The 15,301-nt window shown below is 63.9% G+C and carries 14 protein-coding genes and 1 tRNA gene; 4 read left to right on the forward strand and 11 right to left on the reverse strand.

Annotated features, from left to right (window positions below; all coding sequences use genetic code 11):
• Nucleotides 1-115: 115 nt before the first annotated feature.
• Both JQ580_RS25315 and JQ580_RS25320 read left to right on the forward strand, forming a co-directional pair.
• Nucleotides 116-763, forward strand: coding sequence for a LabA-like NYN domain-containing protein (locus JQ580_RS25315; protein ID WP_094977558.1), 648 nt, complete (start codon nucleotides 116-118; stop codon nucleotides 761-763).
• Nucleotides 744-1,418 (forward strand): uracil-DNA glycosylase, encoded by a 675-nt coding sequence (locus JQ580_RS25320; RefSeq protein WP_212282920.1) that lies wholly within the window; start codon nucleotides 744-746, stop codon nucleotides 1,416-1,418. Before JQ580_RS25315 ends, JQ580_RS25320 begins: the two co-directional genes overlap by 20 nt.
• Here JQ580_RS25320 and JQ580_RS25325 read toward each other — a convergent pair.
• The 4 genes from JQ580_RS25325 to dapA are packed head-to-tail and all read right to left on the reverse strand — an operon-like array spanning nucleotide 1,415 to nucleotide 3,892.
• Nucleotides 1,415-1,996 carry a peroxiredoxin gene (locus tag JQ580_RS25325; RefSeq protein WP_212282921.1) on the reverse strand — a complete coding sequence of 194 codons (582 nt, stop codon included), beginning with the start codon at nucleotides 1,994-1,996 and terminating at the stop codon, nucleotides 1,415-1,417. The genes JQ580_RS25320 and JQ580_RS25325 overlap by 4 nt on opposite strands.
• A 4-nt stretch (nucleotides 1,997-2,000) precedes the next feature.
• Complete coding sequence (gene smpB / locus JQ580_RS25330) at nucleotides 2,001-2,474, reverse strand: SsrA-binding protein SmpB (protein ID WP_094891864.1); 474 nt, start codon at nucleotides 2,472-2,474, stop codon at nucleotides 2,001-2,003.
• Nucleotides 2,475-2,533: 59 nt separating this feature from the next.
• Complete coding sequence (gene mscL, locus JQ580_RS25335; RefSeq protein WP_212283006.1) at nucleotides 2,534-2,947, reverse strand: large conductance mechanosensitive channel protein MscL; 414 nt, start codon at nucleotides 2,945-2,947, stop codon at nucleotides 2,534-2,536.
• A 54-nt stretch (nucleotides 2,948-3,001) separates the two neighbouring features.
• Nucleotides 3,002-3,892, reverse strand: coding sequence for a 4-hydroxy-tetrahydrodipicolinate synthase (gene dapA, locus JQ580_RS25340; RefSeq protein ID WP_212282922.1), 891 nt, complete (start codon nucleotides 3,890-3,892; stop codon nucleotides 3,002-3,004).
• 295 nt (nucleotides 3,893-4,187) lie between these two features.
• Between dapA and JQ580_RS25345 the strand changes: the two genes are divergently transcribed.
• On the forward strand, nucleotides 4,188-6,608 hold the full coding sequence (locus tag JQ580_RS25345) for a lytic transglycosylase domain-containing protein (RefSeq protein WP_212283007.1): 2,421 nt from the start codon (nucleotides 4,188-4,190) through the stop codon (nucleotides 6,606-6,608).
• Nucleotides 6,609-7,113: 505 nt separating this feature from the next.
• On the opposite strand, the gene JQ580_RS25350 is transcribed toward JQ580_RS25345, so the two are convergent.
• Nucleotides 7,114-8,688 carry a porin gene (locus tag JQ580_RS25350; RefSeq protein ID WP_212282923.1) on the reverse strand — a complete coding sequence of 525 codons (1,575 nt, stop codon included), beginning with the start codon at nucleotides 8,686-8,688 and terminating at the stop codon, nucleotides 7,114-7,116.
• Nucleotides 8,689-9,490: 802 nt separating this feature from the next.
• Here JQ580_RS25350 and JQ580_RS25355 point away from each other — a divergent pair.
• Nucleotides 9,491-9,583, forward strand: a tRNA-Ser gene (locus JQ580_RS25355).
• A 413-nt stretch (nucleotides 9,584-9,996) separates the two neighbouring features.
• Here the strand turns inward: JQ580_RS25355 and JQ580_RS25360 are convergent.
• From JQ580_RS25360 to JQ580_RS25385, 6 genes are all read right to left on the reverse strand, one after another.
• Nucleotides 9,997-10,263: a hypothetical protein gene (locus tag JQ580_RS25360; RefSeq protein WP_212282924.1), complete on the reverse strand. Its 267-nt coding sequence runs from the start codon at nucleotides 10,261-10,263 to the stop codon at nucleotides 9,997-9,999.
• Between the two features lie 1,074 nt (nucleotides 10,264-11,337).
• Nucleotides 11,338-11,739 (reverse strand): hypothetical protein, encoded by a 402-nt coding sequence (locus JQ580_RS25365; protein WP_212282925.1) that lies wholly within the window; start codon nucleotides 11,737-11,739, stop codon nucleotides 11,338-11,340.
• 102 nt (nucleotides 11,740-11,841) lie between these two features.
• Entirely contained in the window at nucleotides 11,842-13,320 is a 1,479-nt protein-coding gene (gene gatB, locus JQ580_RS25370) for an Asp-tRNA(Asn)/Glu-tRNA(Gln) amidotransferase subunit GatB (RefSeq protein ID WP_212282926.1), read from the reverse strand.
• Nucleotides 13,317-13,619 carry a hypothetical protein gene (locus JQ580_RS25375; RefSeq protein ID WP_212282927.1) on the reverse strand — a complete coding sequence of 101 codons (303 nt, stop codon included), beginning with the start codon at nucleotides 13,617-13,619 and terminating at the stop codon, nucleotides 13,317-13,319. The genes gatB and JQ580_RS25375 overlap by 4 nt, the downstream gene beginning before the upstream one ends.
• Nucleotides 13,610-15,085: an Asp-tRNA(Asn)/Glu-tRNA(Gln) amidotransferase subunit GatA gene (gene gatA / locus JQ580_RS25380; RefSeq protein ID WP_212282928.1), complete on the reverse strand. Its 1,476-nt coding sequence runs from the start codon at nucleotides 15,083-15,085 to the stop codon at nucleotides 13,610-13,612. Before gatA ends, JQ580_RS25375 begins: the two co-directional genes overlap by 10 nt.
• Nucleotides 15,082-15,297, reverse strand: coding sequence for a hypothetical protein (locus JQ580_RS25385; RefSeq protein ID WP_014494728.1), 216 nt, complete (start codon nucleotides 15,295-15,297; stop codon nucleotides 15,082-15,084). The genes gatA and JQ580_RS25385 overlap by 4 nt, the downstream gene beginning before the upstream one ends.
• Nucleotides 15,298-15,301: the final 4 nt, after the last annotated feature.

Below are 15,301 nucleotides of genomic sequence, written 5' to 3' on the forward strand. Positions count from 1 at the left end.
GACTTCTCCGGATGTGCGGTTTCGACGGGGCTCAGCGGCACATTAGAAATGCGCGGCCTGCGGTCGCCGCGCCAACAATAAAACATCAATCACGAACACTACGCGAGCAAACTGAATGTCACCTTCCTCTACCGACAAGATCGCGCTCTTCATCGATGGAGCCAATCTCTACGCGACGGCGAAAACTCTGGGCTTCGACATCGATTACAAGCGCCTGCTGAAGGAGTTTCAGAGCCGCGGGACGCTGCTTCGGGCGTTCTACTACACCGCGATCATCGAGGATCAGGAATACTCCTCGATCCGCCCGCTGATCGACTGGCTGGACTACAACGGCTACACTGTTGTGACCAAGGCGACCAAGGAATTCATCGACGCCTCCGGCCGCCGCAAGGTCAAGGGCAACATGGACATCGAACTCGCCGTGGACGCCATGGAGCTCGCCGAGCACATCGACCAGATGGTGCTGTTCTCCGGTGACGGCGACTTCCGCTCCCTGGTCGAGGCCGTACAGCGCCGCGGCGTGCGGGTCACGGTGATCTCCACCATCGCCAGCCAACCGCCGATGATCGCCGACGAGCTACGCCGCCAGGCCGACGTCTTCACCGATCTCGTCGAGCTGCAATCCAAGCTCGGCCGCGATCCGTCCGAACGCCCCGCCCCGCGTGACCGCGGCGAGCGTGGTGAGGGACGCCACCACGCCCCGCAATTCCTCCAGCGCGCAACCACGATGGCGCCGAGGGGCGATGACGACTTCGAGGAGTGAGGCGGCACGGTCCAGCCGCCGATCTCCCACCGTCGTTCCCGACCGCGATTGTCCGCTATGTCCGCGCCTGGTCGCCTTTCGCGAGGCAAACCGGGCGCGCGAGCCGTTATGGCACAATGCGCCCGTTGCGCCTTTCGGCGACGTCACGGCCCGCCTGTTGATCGTCGGCCTCGCGCCGGGGATGCAGGGCGCCAACCGCACGGGGCGGCCGTTCACAGGCGATTACGCCGGTGACCTGCTCTACTCCACGCTGCTCGAATATGGTTTTGCCAAGGGCACCTATCAGGCGCGCCCCGATGACGGCCTGAAGCTGGTCGACTGCCGGATCGCCAACGCCGTGCATTGCGTCCCGCCGCAGAACAAGCCGCTGCCGGCCGAGATCAACACCTGCCGGCAATTTCTGGTGGCAAATCTCGCGACGATGCCGAAACTGCGCGCGATCATCGCGCTCGGGCGGATTGCGCATGACAGCGTGCTCAAGCCGCTGAACCTGAAGGCCTCACAGGCCCCCTTCGGCCACGGCGCCGTGCATCAGGCCGGCGCGTTCAGGCTCTACGACAGCTATCACTGCTCGCGCTACAACACGAACACCCGCGTGCTGACGCCGGACATGTTCCGCTCGGTGTTCGCGAAGGTGAAGGCGGATCTGGACTAGGCGCGGACCGGATTGGCCTTCAGCCAGTCGAGCACGTCGCCGGCGTTCCGGTCCGGCGGAAACACCGGATAGAACACCTGCGTGATACGGTCGTCGTCGACGATCAGTGCGAGACGCTTGATCAGCGTCAGGCCTGCGACCTCCATCGTCGGCAAATTCAGGGCACGCGTCAGCGCCAGCTTCTCGTCCGACAGCACGGGGAACGGCAGATGCAGCCGTGAGGCCATCTCGGTCTGGTATGCGTTGCTTTGCGTCGAGAGGCCGAACACGTGGGAGGCGCCGGCGGCCTTCAGCTCCGCGAACAGATCGCGAAACGCGCAAGTCTGCGGTGTGCAACCGCGCGCGCCGGGAATCATGTCCCAATCGTCGACCAACGCAATCTTGCCGGGTTCGCCGGTGCGGGGATAGGCGAACACCACCGTCCGGCCACGCATCGCCGACAGCGTCACCGAGGTATCGTCGGTCGCAAGCAGGCCGATCGGCGGCAGCGTCATGCCCGTCAGATGAGCGGCGGCGCCGTCGTCTTCAGGTGCGGGAATCCGGCTCCAATCGACCTCGAGCAGGTTGCGCTGATTCATCTCGCTATCCCCTCGCCCGCATCAGGCGGCCCTTCTCGCGGCTCCAGTCGCGCTTCTTCTCGGTCTCGCGCTTGTCGTGCAGCTTCTTGCCCTTTGCAACCGCCAGCTGCAATTTGGCGCGGCCACGCTCGTTGAAGTAGAGCTTGAGCGGGATCAGCGTCATGCCCTCGCGGTCGACGGCGCCCATCAGCTTGTTGATCTGCTTGCGATGCAGTAGCAGCTTTCGCGGCCGCTTGGGCTCGTGATTGAAGCGGTTGCCCTGCAGATATTCGGGGATGGTGGCGTTGATCAGCCAGATCTCGCCGTCCTTGGAATCGGCATAAGACTCCGCGATCGTGCTCTTGCCGTTGCGGATCGACTTGACCTCGGTGCCGGTCAGCGCAATACCCGCCTCGATCGTATCCTCGATCGCATAGTTGAAGCGGGCCTTGCGATTTTCCGCCATGACCTTGATCGGACGTTCGTTCTTGTCGGCCATGGCGATGGGACCTGAGCGCGATGCGCTGCGATGCTAACAGTTTGGATGAAGCGCGCGCGTCACTTCTTGAGGAGATCGCGGATCTCGGTGAGGAGCACGACCTCCGCCGACGGCTTCGGGGGCTCCGCGGATTTGGTCTCTTCCTTCCGCTTCAGCGTGTTCATGGCGCGGATCACCAGGAACAGCACGAAGGCGACGATGATGAAGTTGATCGTCAGCGTCAGGAAGCTACCGTAAGCAAGTACGGCGCCTTGCTTTTTCGCATCCGCTAAGTTGGTGGCGGTCACCGCTTTCGACAAGGGGACGAAGTAGTTCGAGAAGTCGAGGCCGCCGGTCGCCGCACCGATGATCGGCATGATGATGTCACCGACCAGGGACGTGACGATCGCGCCGAAGGCCGCACCGATGATGACGCCGACGGCGAGATCGACGACATTGCCCTTCATGGCGAATTCGCGGAACTCCGTGAGCATCCGCCTGCTCTTGTCGTCGACGCTCATGAACCGCCTCCCGGTTGGGTCAATCCATCAGTTGATCAGGCCAGCGTGCACCATGGCACTTCGCACGGCAACGCGGGTCGGCTCGGAGACCGGCACCATCGGCAGGCGCAGCGTCTGGTCGAGCTTGCCGAGCAGCGACATCGCGTACTTGATCGGCGCCGGGTTGCTCTCGATGAAGAGGTTGTTGTGCAGCGGCATCAGCTTGTCGTGGATCTTCAGCGCGGTGGCATGGTCGCCCCTGGCCCAGGCCGCCTGGAACTCCGAGCAAAGGCGCGGCGCAACGTTCGACGTCACCGAGATGCAGCCGTGGCCGCCATGCGCCATGTAGCCGATGATGGTGGCGTCCTCGCCCGAGAGCTGGTTGAAATCCTCGCCCATCGCCGCACGCTGCTGCGACACGCGCACCATGCTGGCGGTGGCGTCCTTGACGCCGGCGATGTTCTTCAGCTCCCACAGCCGCGCCATGGTGTCGACCGACATGTCGATCACCGAGCGCGGCGGGATGTTGTAGATGATGATCGGAATGCCGATCGCGTCGTTGATGGCCTTGAAGTGCTGGTACATGCCTTCCTGGGTCGGCTTGTTGTAGTAAGGCGTCACCACCAGCACGGCGTCCGCGCCCGCCTGTTCGGCGTGCTGCGCAAGCTCGATCGCCTCCTTGGTGGAGTTGGAGCCGGCGCCCGCGATCACGGGGACGCGGCCCTTGGCCTCAGCGATGCACCATTCGACCACCTTCTTGTGCTCGTCATGGCTGAGCGTCGGGCTCTCGCCGGTGGTCCCGACCGGGACCAGACCGTTGGTCCCCTCCGAAATCTGCCAGTTGACCAGGGATCGGAATGCCGCCTCGTCCACCGAGCCGTTCTTGAACGGCGTGACCAAGGCGGTGAAGGACCCCCGGAATTTCGTCTTGGCTGCCATGGACTTCCTCCGTACGCGGCTATCTCTTGAGCAAGCCCCTTTCATATCGGGTCTATCCCGCCGGTAAAAGACCCGCTGCCGTGTGACGCACCGTTTAGGCCGCGATTTTGCCGCGGTGGTGGTGCAAACCGGGCCGAGGTAAGCGGCTGTTGGTATTTTGTCCGCATATTCAATCAAATACAGCTAGATCTTGTAGAGACAGGTCTTGGGCCAGTTGACTGATTCGGGGCGACGAAACGCCGTGACCTCATTCCCTCGTGCCGTTTGGCGATCCACCGGCCTGATCCTCTGCGTGATGACAGGGCTGACGGTCGGCTGCGCCGCTTTAGCCAAGTCCAATGAGACGCCCGCGGAAGCGGGCAAGGATACCGCGAAGCCGGCAGCCAAGAACACCGCCAAGGACGGCGCGAAGGGCGCATCCAGGGGAACCGGCAAGGAAACTGCAAAAGACGCGGCCAAAGGAGCCAGCCCCGCAGCGAACACGGGCGGGAGCAAGGGTGCCGCCGGCGCTCCTGCCAAGGACGCCGCGAAGAAACCGGCCAAGGAGCCTGGCAAGGAGGCCGGCAAGAGCGCCGGAAAAGAGCCGGCAAAGGACAAGCCCAAGCCTGCCGTAACGGCAGCTCCGCCGAAAGCGCATCCGGCCGCCAGCGCCTCTCCGCCGAAAACCGCACCCGCGCCAGCCGTGACGGCCACGGTCAGACCTTCCGCCCCCGCCGCAAGGCCGGCCGCAGCGCCCGTGCTGGCTCCGGCGACCCGCCAGCACGCCGCGCCGCGCAAGCCGGTGATACCGGCCGCGGTCGCTGCGACATCGTCAACGCCGCAGGGTGACAAGGATGCCCTCGAAAGCGTCATCGAGCTCGTGCGCAAGCGCAAGGCGGGTGATGCCAGCAACGTCGCGGCAGGCATCTCCGATCCGGTCGCGCGAAAACTCGCGGAATGGATCATCCTGCGCAGCGAGGACAATGGCGCGACCGTGGAGCGCTACCGCGCCTTCCTCTCCGCCAATCCGAGCTGGCCGTCGCAGACCTTCCTCCGCCGCCGCCTCGAGGCCGCGATGTGGGACGACAGGCGCGATGAGTCCGTCGGCTGGTCGTGGTTCGAGAACGAATCTCCTGTGTCCGCCAAGGGCCGTTTCACGCTCGCCAAGGCGATGCTGGCGCGCGGCGACCGCGCCAATGCCGAGCGGCTGGTGCGCGACGCCTGGCGCAGCGATCCGATGTCCGAGGAGACCGAGAACAACGCGCTCGACCAGTTCGGCGCTCTGCTGACGCCGGGCGATCAGAAGGCGCGGATGGACACCCTGCTCTATGGCAGCGAGAACGAGGCCGCGCTGCGCGCCGCAAAGCGCCTCGGCGCAGGCTATGTCGCGCTCGCCAAGGCCCGCATCGCTGCGGTCAAGAAGGCGCCGAACGCGCGCGCGCTGCTCGACGCCGTCCCCCGCGAGCTGCACAACGACCCCGGCTTCATCTTCAGCAAGATCCAGCTGCTGCGCCGCGAGGAGAAGTTCGCCGAGGCAGCGCAGCTCATGCTGTCGGCGCCGAAGGATCCGGGTCGTCTCCACAATCTCGACGAATGGTGGATCGAGCGGCGCCTGCTGGCGCGCAAGATGATCGACACCGAAGATTTCCGCAGCGCCTATCTGATCGCCCGCGACGCCGCGCTGCCCTCGCGCGACATCTACAAGACCGAGCAGGAGTTCACGGCCGGGTGGATCGCGCTGCGCTTCCTCAACGACCCCGCAGCCGCCACCCAGCATTTTGCCCGCATCGGCGTCGGCAGCGTCAACCCGACCGCGCTGGCGCGTGCCGGCTATTGGCAGGGCCGCGCCGCGGAAGCCGCTGGGCGGCAGCAGGAGGCGCGCAACGCCTATGCCCGCGCCGCCGAACAGTCCACCAGCTATTACGGCCAGCTCGCCCGGGCCAAGCTCGGCCTGCCGCAGATCGAACTCAACAGCCAGCCGCGCGGGCGTGGCGCCGAGCGGCTGGAGATCGTGCGCGCCGCGCAATTGCTCTACGAGCTCGACGAGCGCGAGATGGCGATACCGCTGCTGGCCGACATGGGCGAGAACGGCGATCCCGAAGCGCTTGCTGGTCTCGGCGAACTGACCCAGCGCTACAACGATGCGCGCGGCATGCTGCTGCTCGGCAAGGCCGCACTCAATCGCGGCCTGCCGTTCGACTTCTACGCCTACCCCGTCAACGGCATTCCGCAGTTCACGCCGATCGGTCCCGAAGTCGAGCGCAGCATCATCTATGCGATTGCCCGGCAGGAGAGCGCATTCAATCCGTCAGTGGTGTCGCCGGCGCAGGCGTATGGCCTGATGCAGGTGACGCCCGACGCCGCGCGCTATGTCTGCAAGCGGCACGGCGCGACTTACGATCTGGGGCGGCTGAAGAACGATTCGGTCTACAACGCCACGCTCGGCTCGGCCGAACTCGGCGGCCTGCTCGAGGATTACCGCGGCTCCTACATCATGACCTTTGCCGCCTACAATGCCGGCCGCGGCAGCGTGAAGAAGTGGGTCGAGCGCTACGGCGACCCGCGCGACCCCAAGGTCGATGCGGTCGACTGGGTCGAGCTGATTCCGTTCTCCGAGACTCGCAATTACGTGCAGCGGATCATGGAGAACCTGCAGGTCTACCGCGCCCGCTTCGGCGGCGGCACGCGCCTGCAGATCGAAGCCGATCTGCGCCGCGGCGCCGGCAGCGTGCAATAGCGATCCGCTCTTCGGTTCGCAGCTTCGTCCGGGGTGGCGAGCGCTGTGTCGGCAGGACCTGAGCCGCCAAGTACATCTTGAGATCCAAGACGATCCTGCGGCGAACTTCCTCGACGCGTTGCTTGAACGCTGCCACAGGCAGCGGTCAGATCGGCAAGCTCGCCATTGCCTCGCGTGCAAATGGAGGCGCCTGTCCACCGCTGAAGGCAGATCATCAGCCTGGCTTTGCGCAGGCACGCCGGCCACCGGCGATCCTCCGCCTTTGCCCCACTGTCAGGATGAGACGAGGAGCCCCCTCTCCCATCTTCCATCAGATCCCAACCGAGACCGCTCAATGGACCGCGACGCGCCAACTTGCCCGTTGCGCGAAGCGAGAAAGGCAAGCGCCGCGGCAAAGGCAAGCGCCGCGGCAAAGGCAAGCGCCGCGGCAAAAACAGCACCGCGACAACAAGAAAAGCCCCGGCGGTTTCCCGCCGAGGCTCTCTGTCAGGTCGTTAGACCGAACTTACCAGTTGCGCTGAGCGCGGAGGAGCAGGGTGATGGTGTCCTGATCCTTCAGCTCGTACACGGCAGCCGGCTTGGCCGTCGTGCCGGAACCGGCGTAAGCGAAGGTGCCCGCATACTTCTGGTCCAGATGGGTCCAGTTGAGGTCAGCCGAGAACGTGAGGTTCTTGACCGGGGTCCAGCGGGTGATGATACCAACCTGGCCAACGGCGAAGTCGGGGTTGCACGAGGTCACGCCAGCAACAGCGAAGGTGCCACCGACACCGCACAGGCTGTTCTTGGCGAGCGAGCCGAACTGTGCCTGAGCGTAGGCACCGTACAGCGCGGTGTTCCAGTAGGGATCCCAGTTGTGGGTGTAAGCACCACGGAAGCCCCAGGTCTTCACGGTCTCCTGCGACGAGCCACCGGCCGCCGAGGTGAACACGGTGTCCGGAGCATAGGCGAAGCCAACGCTCTGGTAGGCACCGGCGACATTCGTGCCGCTGAACATCGAGTAGCTGCCGCCCGCCAGGTTCTGGAAGTTGTAGCGGGTCGCACCGTCGGTGTAGACGCCCGAAATGTTGATCACGTCACCCGCACCAGTCGGGATGTTCTTGATCGACAAAGCGAGCTGAACAGCCCAACCCCACTTGTCGTCGGGGTGGCCAGTCGGCTCGGTGGCGCCGTAGTAGGCAACGTGGTTGTCGTGAGCGGCAACCGACGCCTGGAAGAGACCCCAAGCCTGGTCAACGCGGACCATACCGACGAGGTTCGGAGAGCGCGAGCCGCCGATGGCGTTGGAGCCATAAGCGCCGCCCGTGATGCCCGTGACCGAAGCGCCCGCCAGGTTGATGTTGCCGGCCTGGTAGTAAGCCGTCGCGTCTTCCGCCGAGAACGACGCCGTCACGCCCTGACCGAAGTCAGCGGTGTAGGTGAACTGGTTGACACCAGTGACCGTGCCGGAACCGCCGACGAGGCTGTCGAAGTTGTTGCCGGGATAGTTGGTCCAGGGCGCGTCGAACTGCGACACGGCCTTACCCATGGTGAAGCCGGCGAACTGGATGAAGGCGTAGTACACGCCGAGCGAACCGCCCGAGGTGTTGCCGTCGGTGCCGTTGATCGACGAACCAACGAGCGCCGGGGTGGCGCCGGAGGTGTTGAGAGCCAGCGTGCCGCTGTAGGCGGTCGCGCCGGTCGCGCTGCCCGTGCCGGCGTAGTTGCCGGTGGTCCAGGAGAACACGCCGTCGAAGAAGGTACGGACGACGCCGTACTCAGTCGCGGTGCGCGTGTCGATGTTGAGATCTTCACGAGCGCGCATGGTGTAGTAGTTCGTCAGACGATTGCGCGCACCGTTGTTGCCGGTGAGCTGGCCGCTGAAGTCCGAGTTGGTGTTCAGCGCGACTTCAGCGCGCAGATAACCACCCAGCTTGATGCAGGTGTCGGTGCCCGGGATGTAGTAGAAGCCCGCGCCGTACAGCGAGCAGATCTTCACGTATTCGACCGCCTTGGCCTTCACGGGCAGATCGGCTGCTTGAGCTCCGCCCACGGCGATCAGACCCGCCGCTGAGCCGAGCAAAAGGCTCTTAACCAACTTCATGTTAAACCTCCAAGTTGCTCTTCAGGGAAGGTCACTGACCGGACGGCCAATTCCCCAACCCCCTTCAAATCACCGCTTCGGGCTCCTTCGCGTCTTCGGACACACCCGCATGAACGCGAGGGACTTAAGCGAAATGACCTAAACGGGACGACCTCGGGATGCCCCCCTCCGTCGCTCAGTCACAATTACCGAACGTCCTTGCACACACAACAAGAGAACGCTCCGAAACGGGCCCGCACAGCTTGTTTTCCGGCGGGTGTTGCACAAATAACACGCAGATGTGATCAATCGACCTTCGCAACACATTGTTTTTACTAGCGTTTTTAAGCCGGTTCCATCTGCCGACAAAGTTCCCTGCTTCGGACGCCACGGACGAGATCCTGGCGGCGAGAGGCTTTGACGCACTCGAATCGTGGAATCACGCGCAGACTCAAAGAGGAGGCACTGTCCTGCTCCAGGCCTTCCCGGCGCAACGCAGGCGCTGCCTTGAGGTGCGCGATACGCACGGTCTGTGGATAGCGGGGTTACTGGCAGGCCGGCGGAGACGGCCCGATTCGCACTTTCGACCGCCCGCCCTCCGATCCTTCGATTCTTCCGTCGGACTAAGCCTCTTATGGGAGCGAAACGGCTGTCATGGGCGAAACCGCCCCTGGACGCGCCAGTCGAGCACCCGTTCTGACGGCGTTACGGTCACGCTCTCGGGAGCAAACTGCCTTGTTGGGAAAATCGCTGGGATATTCGAACGAAAACACACGCTTCCAAATTGACCAGCCCAAGCAATTAGATGCATAAGGCTCGCACCGGAGAGGTGGCCGAGTGGCTGAAGGCAACGCTTTGCTAAAGCGTCATACGGTCTCAAGCTGTATCGAGGGTTCGAATCCCTCCCTCTCCGCCACCCCGCAGCAGAATCAATCAAGCTTGGTGCGGTCTTTCACCTGAAGGCGGTCGTGAGGGCGCGAAAGCCCGGCGCGGCAAGTTCTGGTCGATTCGCAACACCTTATATGTGTGGGTGTGTGCGTGGGGCTAAGACTAGCGGTGGAACCGCGCGAACCGCAGATGCGAGGGCGAAATGAGCACCGCCTCGCCGGCCCGGACATTGTACCAGACGCCTGCCCCTGCGTCGGCACGGAGACGAAGGGCAGAATCCCCGCCTTGTGAGGACGTCCGAATTCCAGATCGCACTCATCGGGGGCGATCTGAGTCGGCGGCCATCGTTCGACGGCGTCGGGCTCGCTCATACCGCATGCATCTTGTGTGGCGGCGATCAGGCCCACCCGTGCGCCCACGGGTGCGGATGCGATGCCCGGTTCAGTGCGTGGCGACCCACGCCCTCGCCTCCCGCTGCGCGGCCGAGATCTCGGCCTCCGACATCTGCGAGGCGATTTCCTGACGCAGCGTCACGGCGTCCTTGCGGCCCTTCAGGGCGGCGAGGTTGAACCATTTGTGCGCGGCGACGAGATCGACGAGCCCGGAACGGCCGCTCGCCCAATAGATCCCGCGCTCGAACAAGACGTCCGACAACGCGGTCGCGTCGATCGGCGTTGCCGTCTCCAGATCGAAAGTACCCTGAAACATAACGCATCCCCTTTTTTCTTTTGCCTTGCTCCCCCGAGCGCGGCTCCCGTCCAACTCTGATGTGCATGACCCCTTCTGGGACCGTGCACTGTTCAACTCTTCCCTTAGTCTTCTTGCTCAAGGCCGTTTGCCGGCTTGTTGGAGGTGATGATGGCGGGCAAATTTGAATGGCAGTTTAAGTATCGCGATGAAGCAGACGTAAACGCGAGCGCGCGGGTCCGGCCCGCAGAATTCAAAAAGTCCCTGATTTGCAGGCACTTCTGCGTTTCGTCAGATTCGGTTTACCCTGGGATTTTGGGACATCGATAACCATCGCGCGCGGTGGGACGCATTCTTGGCGTCCTCGCGCGCTGTCGGCACCCGCGCCGGCCACTTACAGGCTTTCGTCGGGCCCATGGTCTGGGAGCGCCCAAACTCAAGCGAAGGCGGCAGGCGGATGATCCGGCATTTCCGAGACAGCCGTGTCGCGCGAGAAGCCGCAGTGGACTCGATCGCCCGGTCGAGGCCCGGCGATGACAGCGCGAATGGCGGAAGCGGCGTGCGAGCAGTACGCAATCGGCCGCAGTCCTCACCAGCCCGGGGTGGAGCGCCCGGCGCAACGATCACGCCGTGGTCGGATCAGCAATGTGGGGAAAAGGAATGCCGGCAATACCCCGGCCTCAGGAGAACGAGGGCGTCGGCGAACACGTCAGGACCAGATTCCACTTTGACCGCAAGGCTACTCGTGAAATTGCAGAACCGGAGAACCGACCCCGCACCGAACGAAGAAAACTTGTTTCTTCTGCCGGACCGCAAACAGAACGGTCCGACCGTTGACCTGATGTCTCGCCGACACCCTCTATCGTCGACCAGAACCTCCAGGAGGCGCTGATGACGTGCCGGCTCTCGAGGAGCCGGCAACTTCAGAAGCGAAGTTACTTCTTCTTGGCGACCTTGCGGGTCTTCTTCGCAGTCTTCTTCACTGCGCTCTTCGCCTTCTTCGCCTTCTTTGCCTTCTTAGCTTTCTTGGCCATGTTGCCCTCCGATGTGTGAGATGGCTTAATCGCTGCATGCATTCGGGGATCGAGTGCACACTCATCCCGAATACACCAACACAACGAAAAAAACAGCGTCTCGCTTAAAGAAGTGTTGACGACGCAAGGCGCGTGCGCTTGGCGAGCGCGATGCAAGCACGCTGCACGACGCGTTTGCACGATCGCGCAGAGTGCCCGCATCGTCGATGTCTGCGAGAGATGCGATTTCAGAAAACTCTATGCAGCAAGTATTTTTCTGCACACGCGCATCGCGCACGATCGACCCGGTGATGCGCATCGTGATGGTCGAGCTCACCTTGCAGAGGCGTTTCGCGGACTCTGAGTCGCGATTTTTGGCAACGAAAATATTTTCATGATTAATGGCGCGAGCGCTCGCCGGAGCGTCTGCGAGCCGCCGTTTTGCGCGAATCGCGTGACGGCGATTCGGTCGCCGCGTCGCCATCGATGGGATGAAGTTTACCGGACAGGATGCGCGCGAGCGTCGCAGCCGAGGAACGAAAACGAGGTGACGAACTTATCCGTCACCTCGTTCGAACGTGCGAGATCAGATGCCGAGCTTCGACTTGAGCAGGTCGTTGACGCTCTGCGGGTTGGCCTTGCCGCCTGATGCCTTCATCACCTGCCCGACGAACCAGCCGAGCGACTGCGGCTTGTCCTTGACCTGCGCGGCCTTGTCGGGATTGGCGGCGATGATGTCGTCGACGACCTTTTCGATCGCCGAAAGATCGGTGACCTGCTTCATTCCGCGGCTTTCGACCAGCGCGCGGGGATCGCCACCCTCCTGCCAGACGATCTCGAACAGATCCTTGGCGATCTTGCCGGAGATCGTGCCCTCGCCGATCAGATCGACGATGCCCGAGAGCTGCTCGGCGCTCACCGGCGAGTCCGTAATGTCCCGGCCTTCCTTGTTGAGGCGGCCGAACAGCTCGTTGATCACCCAATTCGCCGCCATCTTGCCATCGCGCGCGCGGTTACCGAGCTTGTCGAGCACCGTCTCGTAGAACACTGCGCTCTCGCGCTCGGCGACCAGCACGCTCGCATCATAGGCCGAGAGACCGAGATCGGCGACGAAGCGCGCCTTCTTCTGGTCCGGCAGCTCCGGCAGCTTCGCCTTCAGCTCGTCGACGAATTGCTGGCTGAATTCGAGCGGCAGCAGGTCGGGATCGGGGAAGTAGCGATAGTCGTGCGCCTCTTCCTTGGACCGCATCGAACGCGTTTCGCCCTTGTTGGGCTCGAACCGGCGGGTCTCCTGCTCGATCTGACCGCCGTCCTCCAGGATCTCGATCTGGCGCCGCGCTTCATACTCGATCGCCTGGCCGATGAACGTGATCGAGTTCATGTTCTTGATTTCGCAGCGGGTACCGAGCGGCGCGCCGGGCTTGCGCACGGACACATTGACGTCGGCGCGCAAGGATCCCTTCTCCATGTCGCCGTCGCAGGTGCCGAGGTAGCGCATGATCGAGCGCAGCTTGGTGACATAGGCCTTGGCCTGCTCGGCGTCGCGGATGTCCGGCTTCGAGACGATCTCCATCAGTGCCACGCCACAGCGGTTGAAATCGATGTAGGACAGCGACGGCGACCGATCGTGCAGCATCTTGCCGGGATCCTGCTCCAGATGCAGCCGCTCGATGCCGATGGAGACAGTACGGCCGCCGTCGAGATCGACGATCACCTCGCCTTCGCCCACGACGGGCGATTTGTACTGGCTGATCTGGTAGCCCTGCGGCAGGTCCGGATAGAAATAGTTCTTGCGATCGAACACCGAGCGCAGGTTGATCTGCGCGTTGAGACCGAGCCCGGTCCGGACAGCCTGCCTGACGCATTCCTCGTTGATCACGGGGAGCATGCCCGGCATCGCGGCGTCGACCAGCGACACCTGCGAGTTCGGCTCGCCGCCGAAGGCGGTGGACGCGCCGGAGAACAATTTCGACTTCGACGTCACCTGGGCATGGATCTCCATGCCGATGACGACCTCCCAGTCACCGGTGGCGCCCTTGAGAAGCTTGTGCGTGGCCGTGCTCATGTCGTGCTCCCGAGCAGCGTGGCAGCGATCCGCTCCCACTCCGCTTCCAATGAATCCGTTGCAGCTGGCTGGCCGGCCTGGCGGTACCAGTAGCCGGCATTGCCGAAATCGCCTTCGACGCGGTGCAGATAGGCGTGCACCCAGGCGGCGTCACGGCTGTTGTCGTCCTGGACGATTCTGTGCGCCTGCTCCCAGTCGCCCTTGGCGGCCCACCATAGACCGCTGAGCGGCGCGCTCAGCCTAGGCGCGGGCGCCGCGCCGTCGAGGCTTGCGATGAACGCGGCGGCATTCACCACCACCTCGCGGGCGTGAAGCGGCCGGCCGCCTGCTCGATCACCTCGCCGAGCGAGAACAGAGTCTCCTCCTCGAACGGGCGGCCAATCAGTTGCAGGCCGAGCGGCAGGCCCTGCGCGTCCTTGCCCGCGGGCACGGCGATGCCGGGCAGGCCCGCCATGTTGACGGTCACCGTGAAGATGTCGTTGAGATACATCTCGACCGGATCCGCGCCGCCCTTCTCGCCGATGCCGAAGGCCGCTGATGGCGTCGCTGGGGTCAGGATCGCGTCGACCCCCCGCGCGAAGCAATCCTCGAAATCCTTCTTGATCAGCGTGCGCACCTTTTGCGCGCGCAGATAATAGGCATCGTAATAGCCGGCCGAGAGCACATAGGTGCCGATCATGACGCGGCGGCGAACCTCCGCACCGAACCCCTCGGCGCGGGTGTTCTCGTAGAGCTCGTTGATGTTCCCGCCCTTCTCGCGCAGGCCATAGCGGACGCCGTCATACCGCGCGAGGTTGGAGGACGCCTCCGCCGGCGCCACGATGTAATAGGCCGGCAGCGCGTATTTGGTGTGCGGCAGCGACACCTCGACGAGTTCGGCGCCGGCCGCCTTCAGCCAGGCCGCGCCCTCGCTCCAGAGTTTTTCGATCTCGGCCGGCATGCCGTCGAGACGATATTCGCGGGGGATGCCGATCTTCATGCCCTTCACGGACTTGCCGATCGCGGCCTCGTAATCCGGCACGGGGATGTCGACCGAGGTCGTGTCCTTCGGATCGTGCCCGGCCATCGAGCGCAGCAGCATCGCGCTGTCGCGGACGCTGCGTGCGATCGGACCGGCCTGGTCGAGCGAGGAGGCAAAGGCGACGATGCCCCAGCGCGAGCAGCGGCCATAGGTCGGCTTGATGCCGACGGTCGCGGTGAATGCCGCGGGCTGACGGATCGAGCCGCCGGTATCGGTCGCGGTCGCACCCATGCAGAGCAGCGCCGCCACAGCCGAGGCCGAGCCGCCGGACGAGCCGCCCGGGACCAGCGTCGTGTTGCTTCCCTCGCGCCGCCAGGGATTGCCGACCGGACCGAAGCACGAGGTTTCGTTGGCCGAGCCCATCGCGAACTCGTCATTGTTGAGCTTGCCGAGCATCACCGCGCCGTCGCGCCACAGCTGCGAAGTGATGGTGGACTCGTAGGTCGGCACGAAATTGCCCAGAATCTTAGAGCACGCCGTGGTGCGCACGCCCTTTGTCGCGAACAGATCCTTGATGCCGAGCGGGATGCCCGCGAGCGGGCCGGCATCGCCCTTGGCGATCTTTGCGTCCACGGCCTTCGCCATGTCGCGGGCCTGGTCCGGCGTCTCCATCACGAAGGCATTGAGCACCCGCGCGGCTTCGATCGCGCTCAAATGCGCGTCCGTCAGCTCGAGGGACGTGAAAGTCTTGGCCGCGAGACCCTTGCGGGCCTCGGCGAGCGTCAGCGATGTCAAATCGGTCATTTATTGATCGGGCTGCAGAAGAACGGAGACAAGGTCTTGTCGTTGGCCGGGTCGTCTTTTTTCTTGGCGGCGGCGTTCGCGGCGGCCTCGATCTCGTCGAGCACGGCATTGACGGCGACGTTGGGATCGGCAGCCTTGCCCTGCCGCTCCATCTTGTCGAGATAGTTCATGTAGGCCTGATAGGCCTTCTCGTCGTCGCAAAGCATGCACATGGCA

The organism is Bradyrhizobium sp. SZCCT0148 (genome assembly GCF_018129985.1).
Lineage (GTDB): Bacteria > Pseudomonadota > Alphaproteobacteria > Rhizobiales > Xanthobacteraceae > Bradyrhizobium > Bradyrhizobium japonicum_H.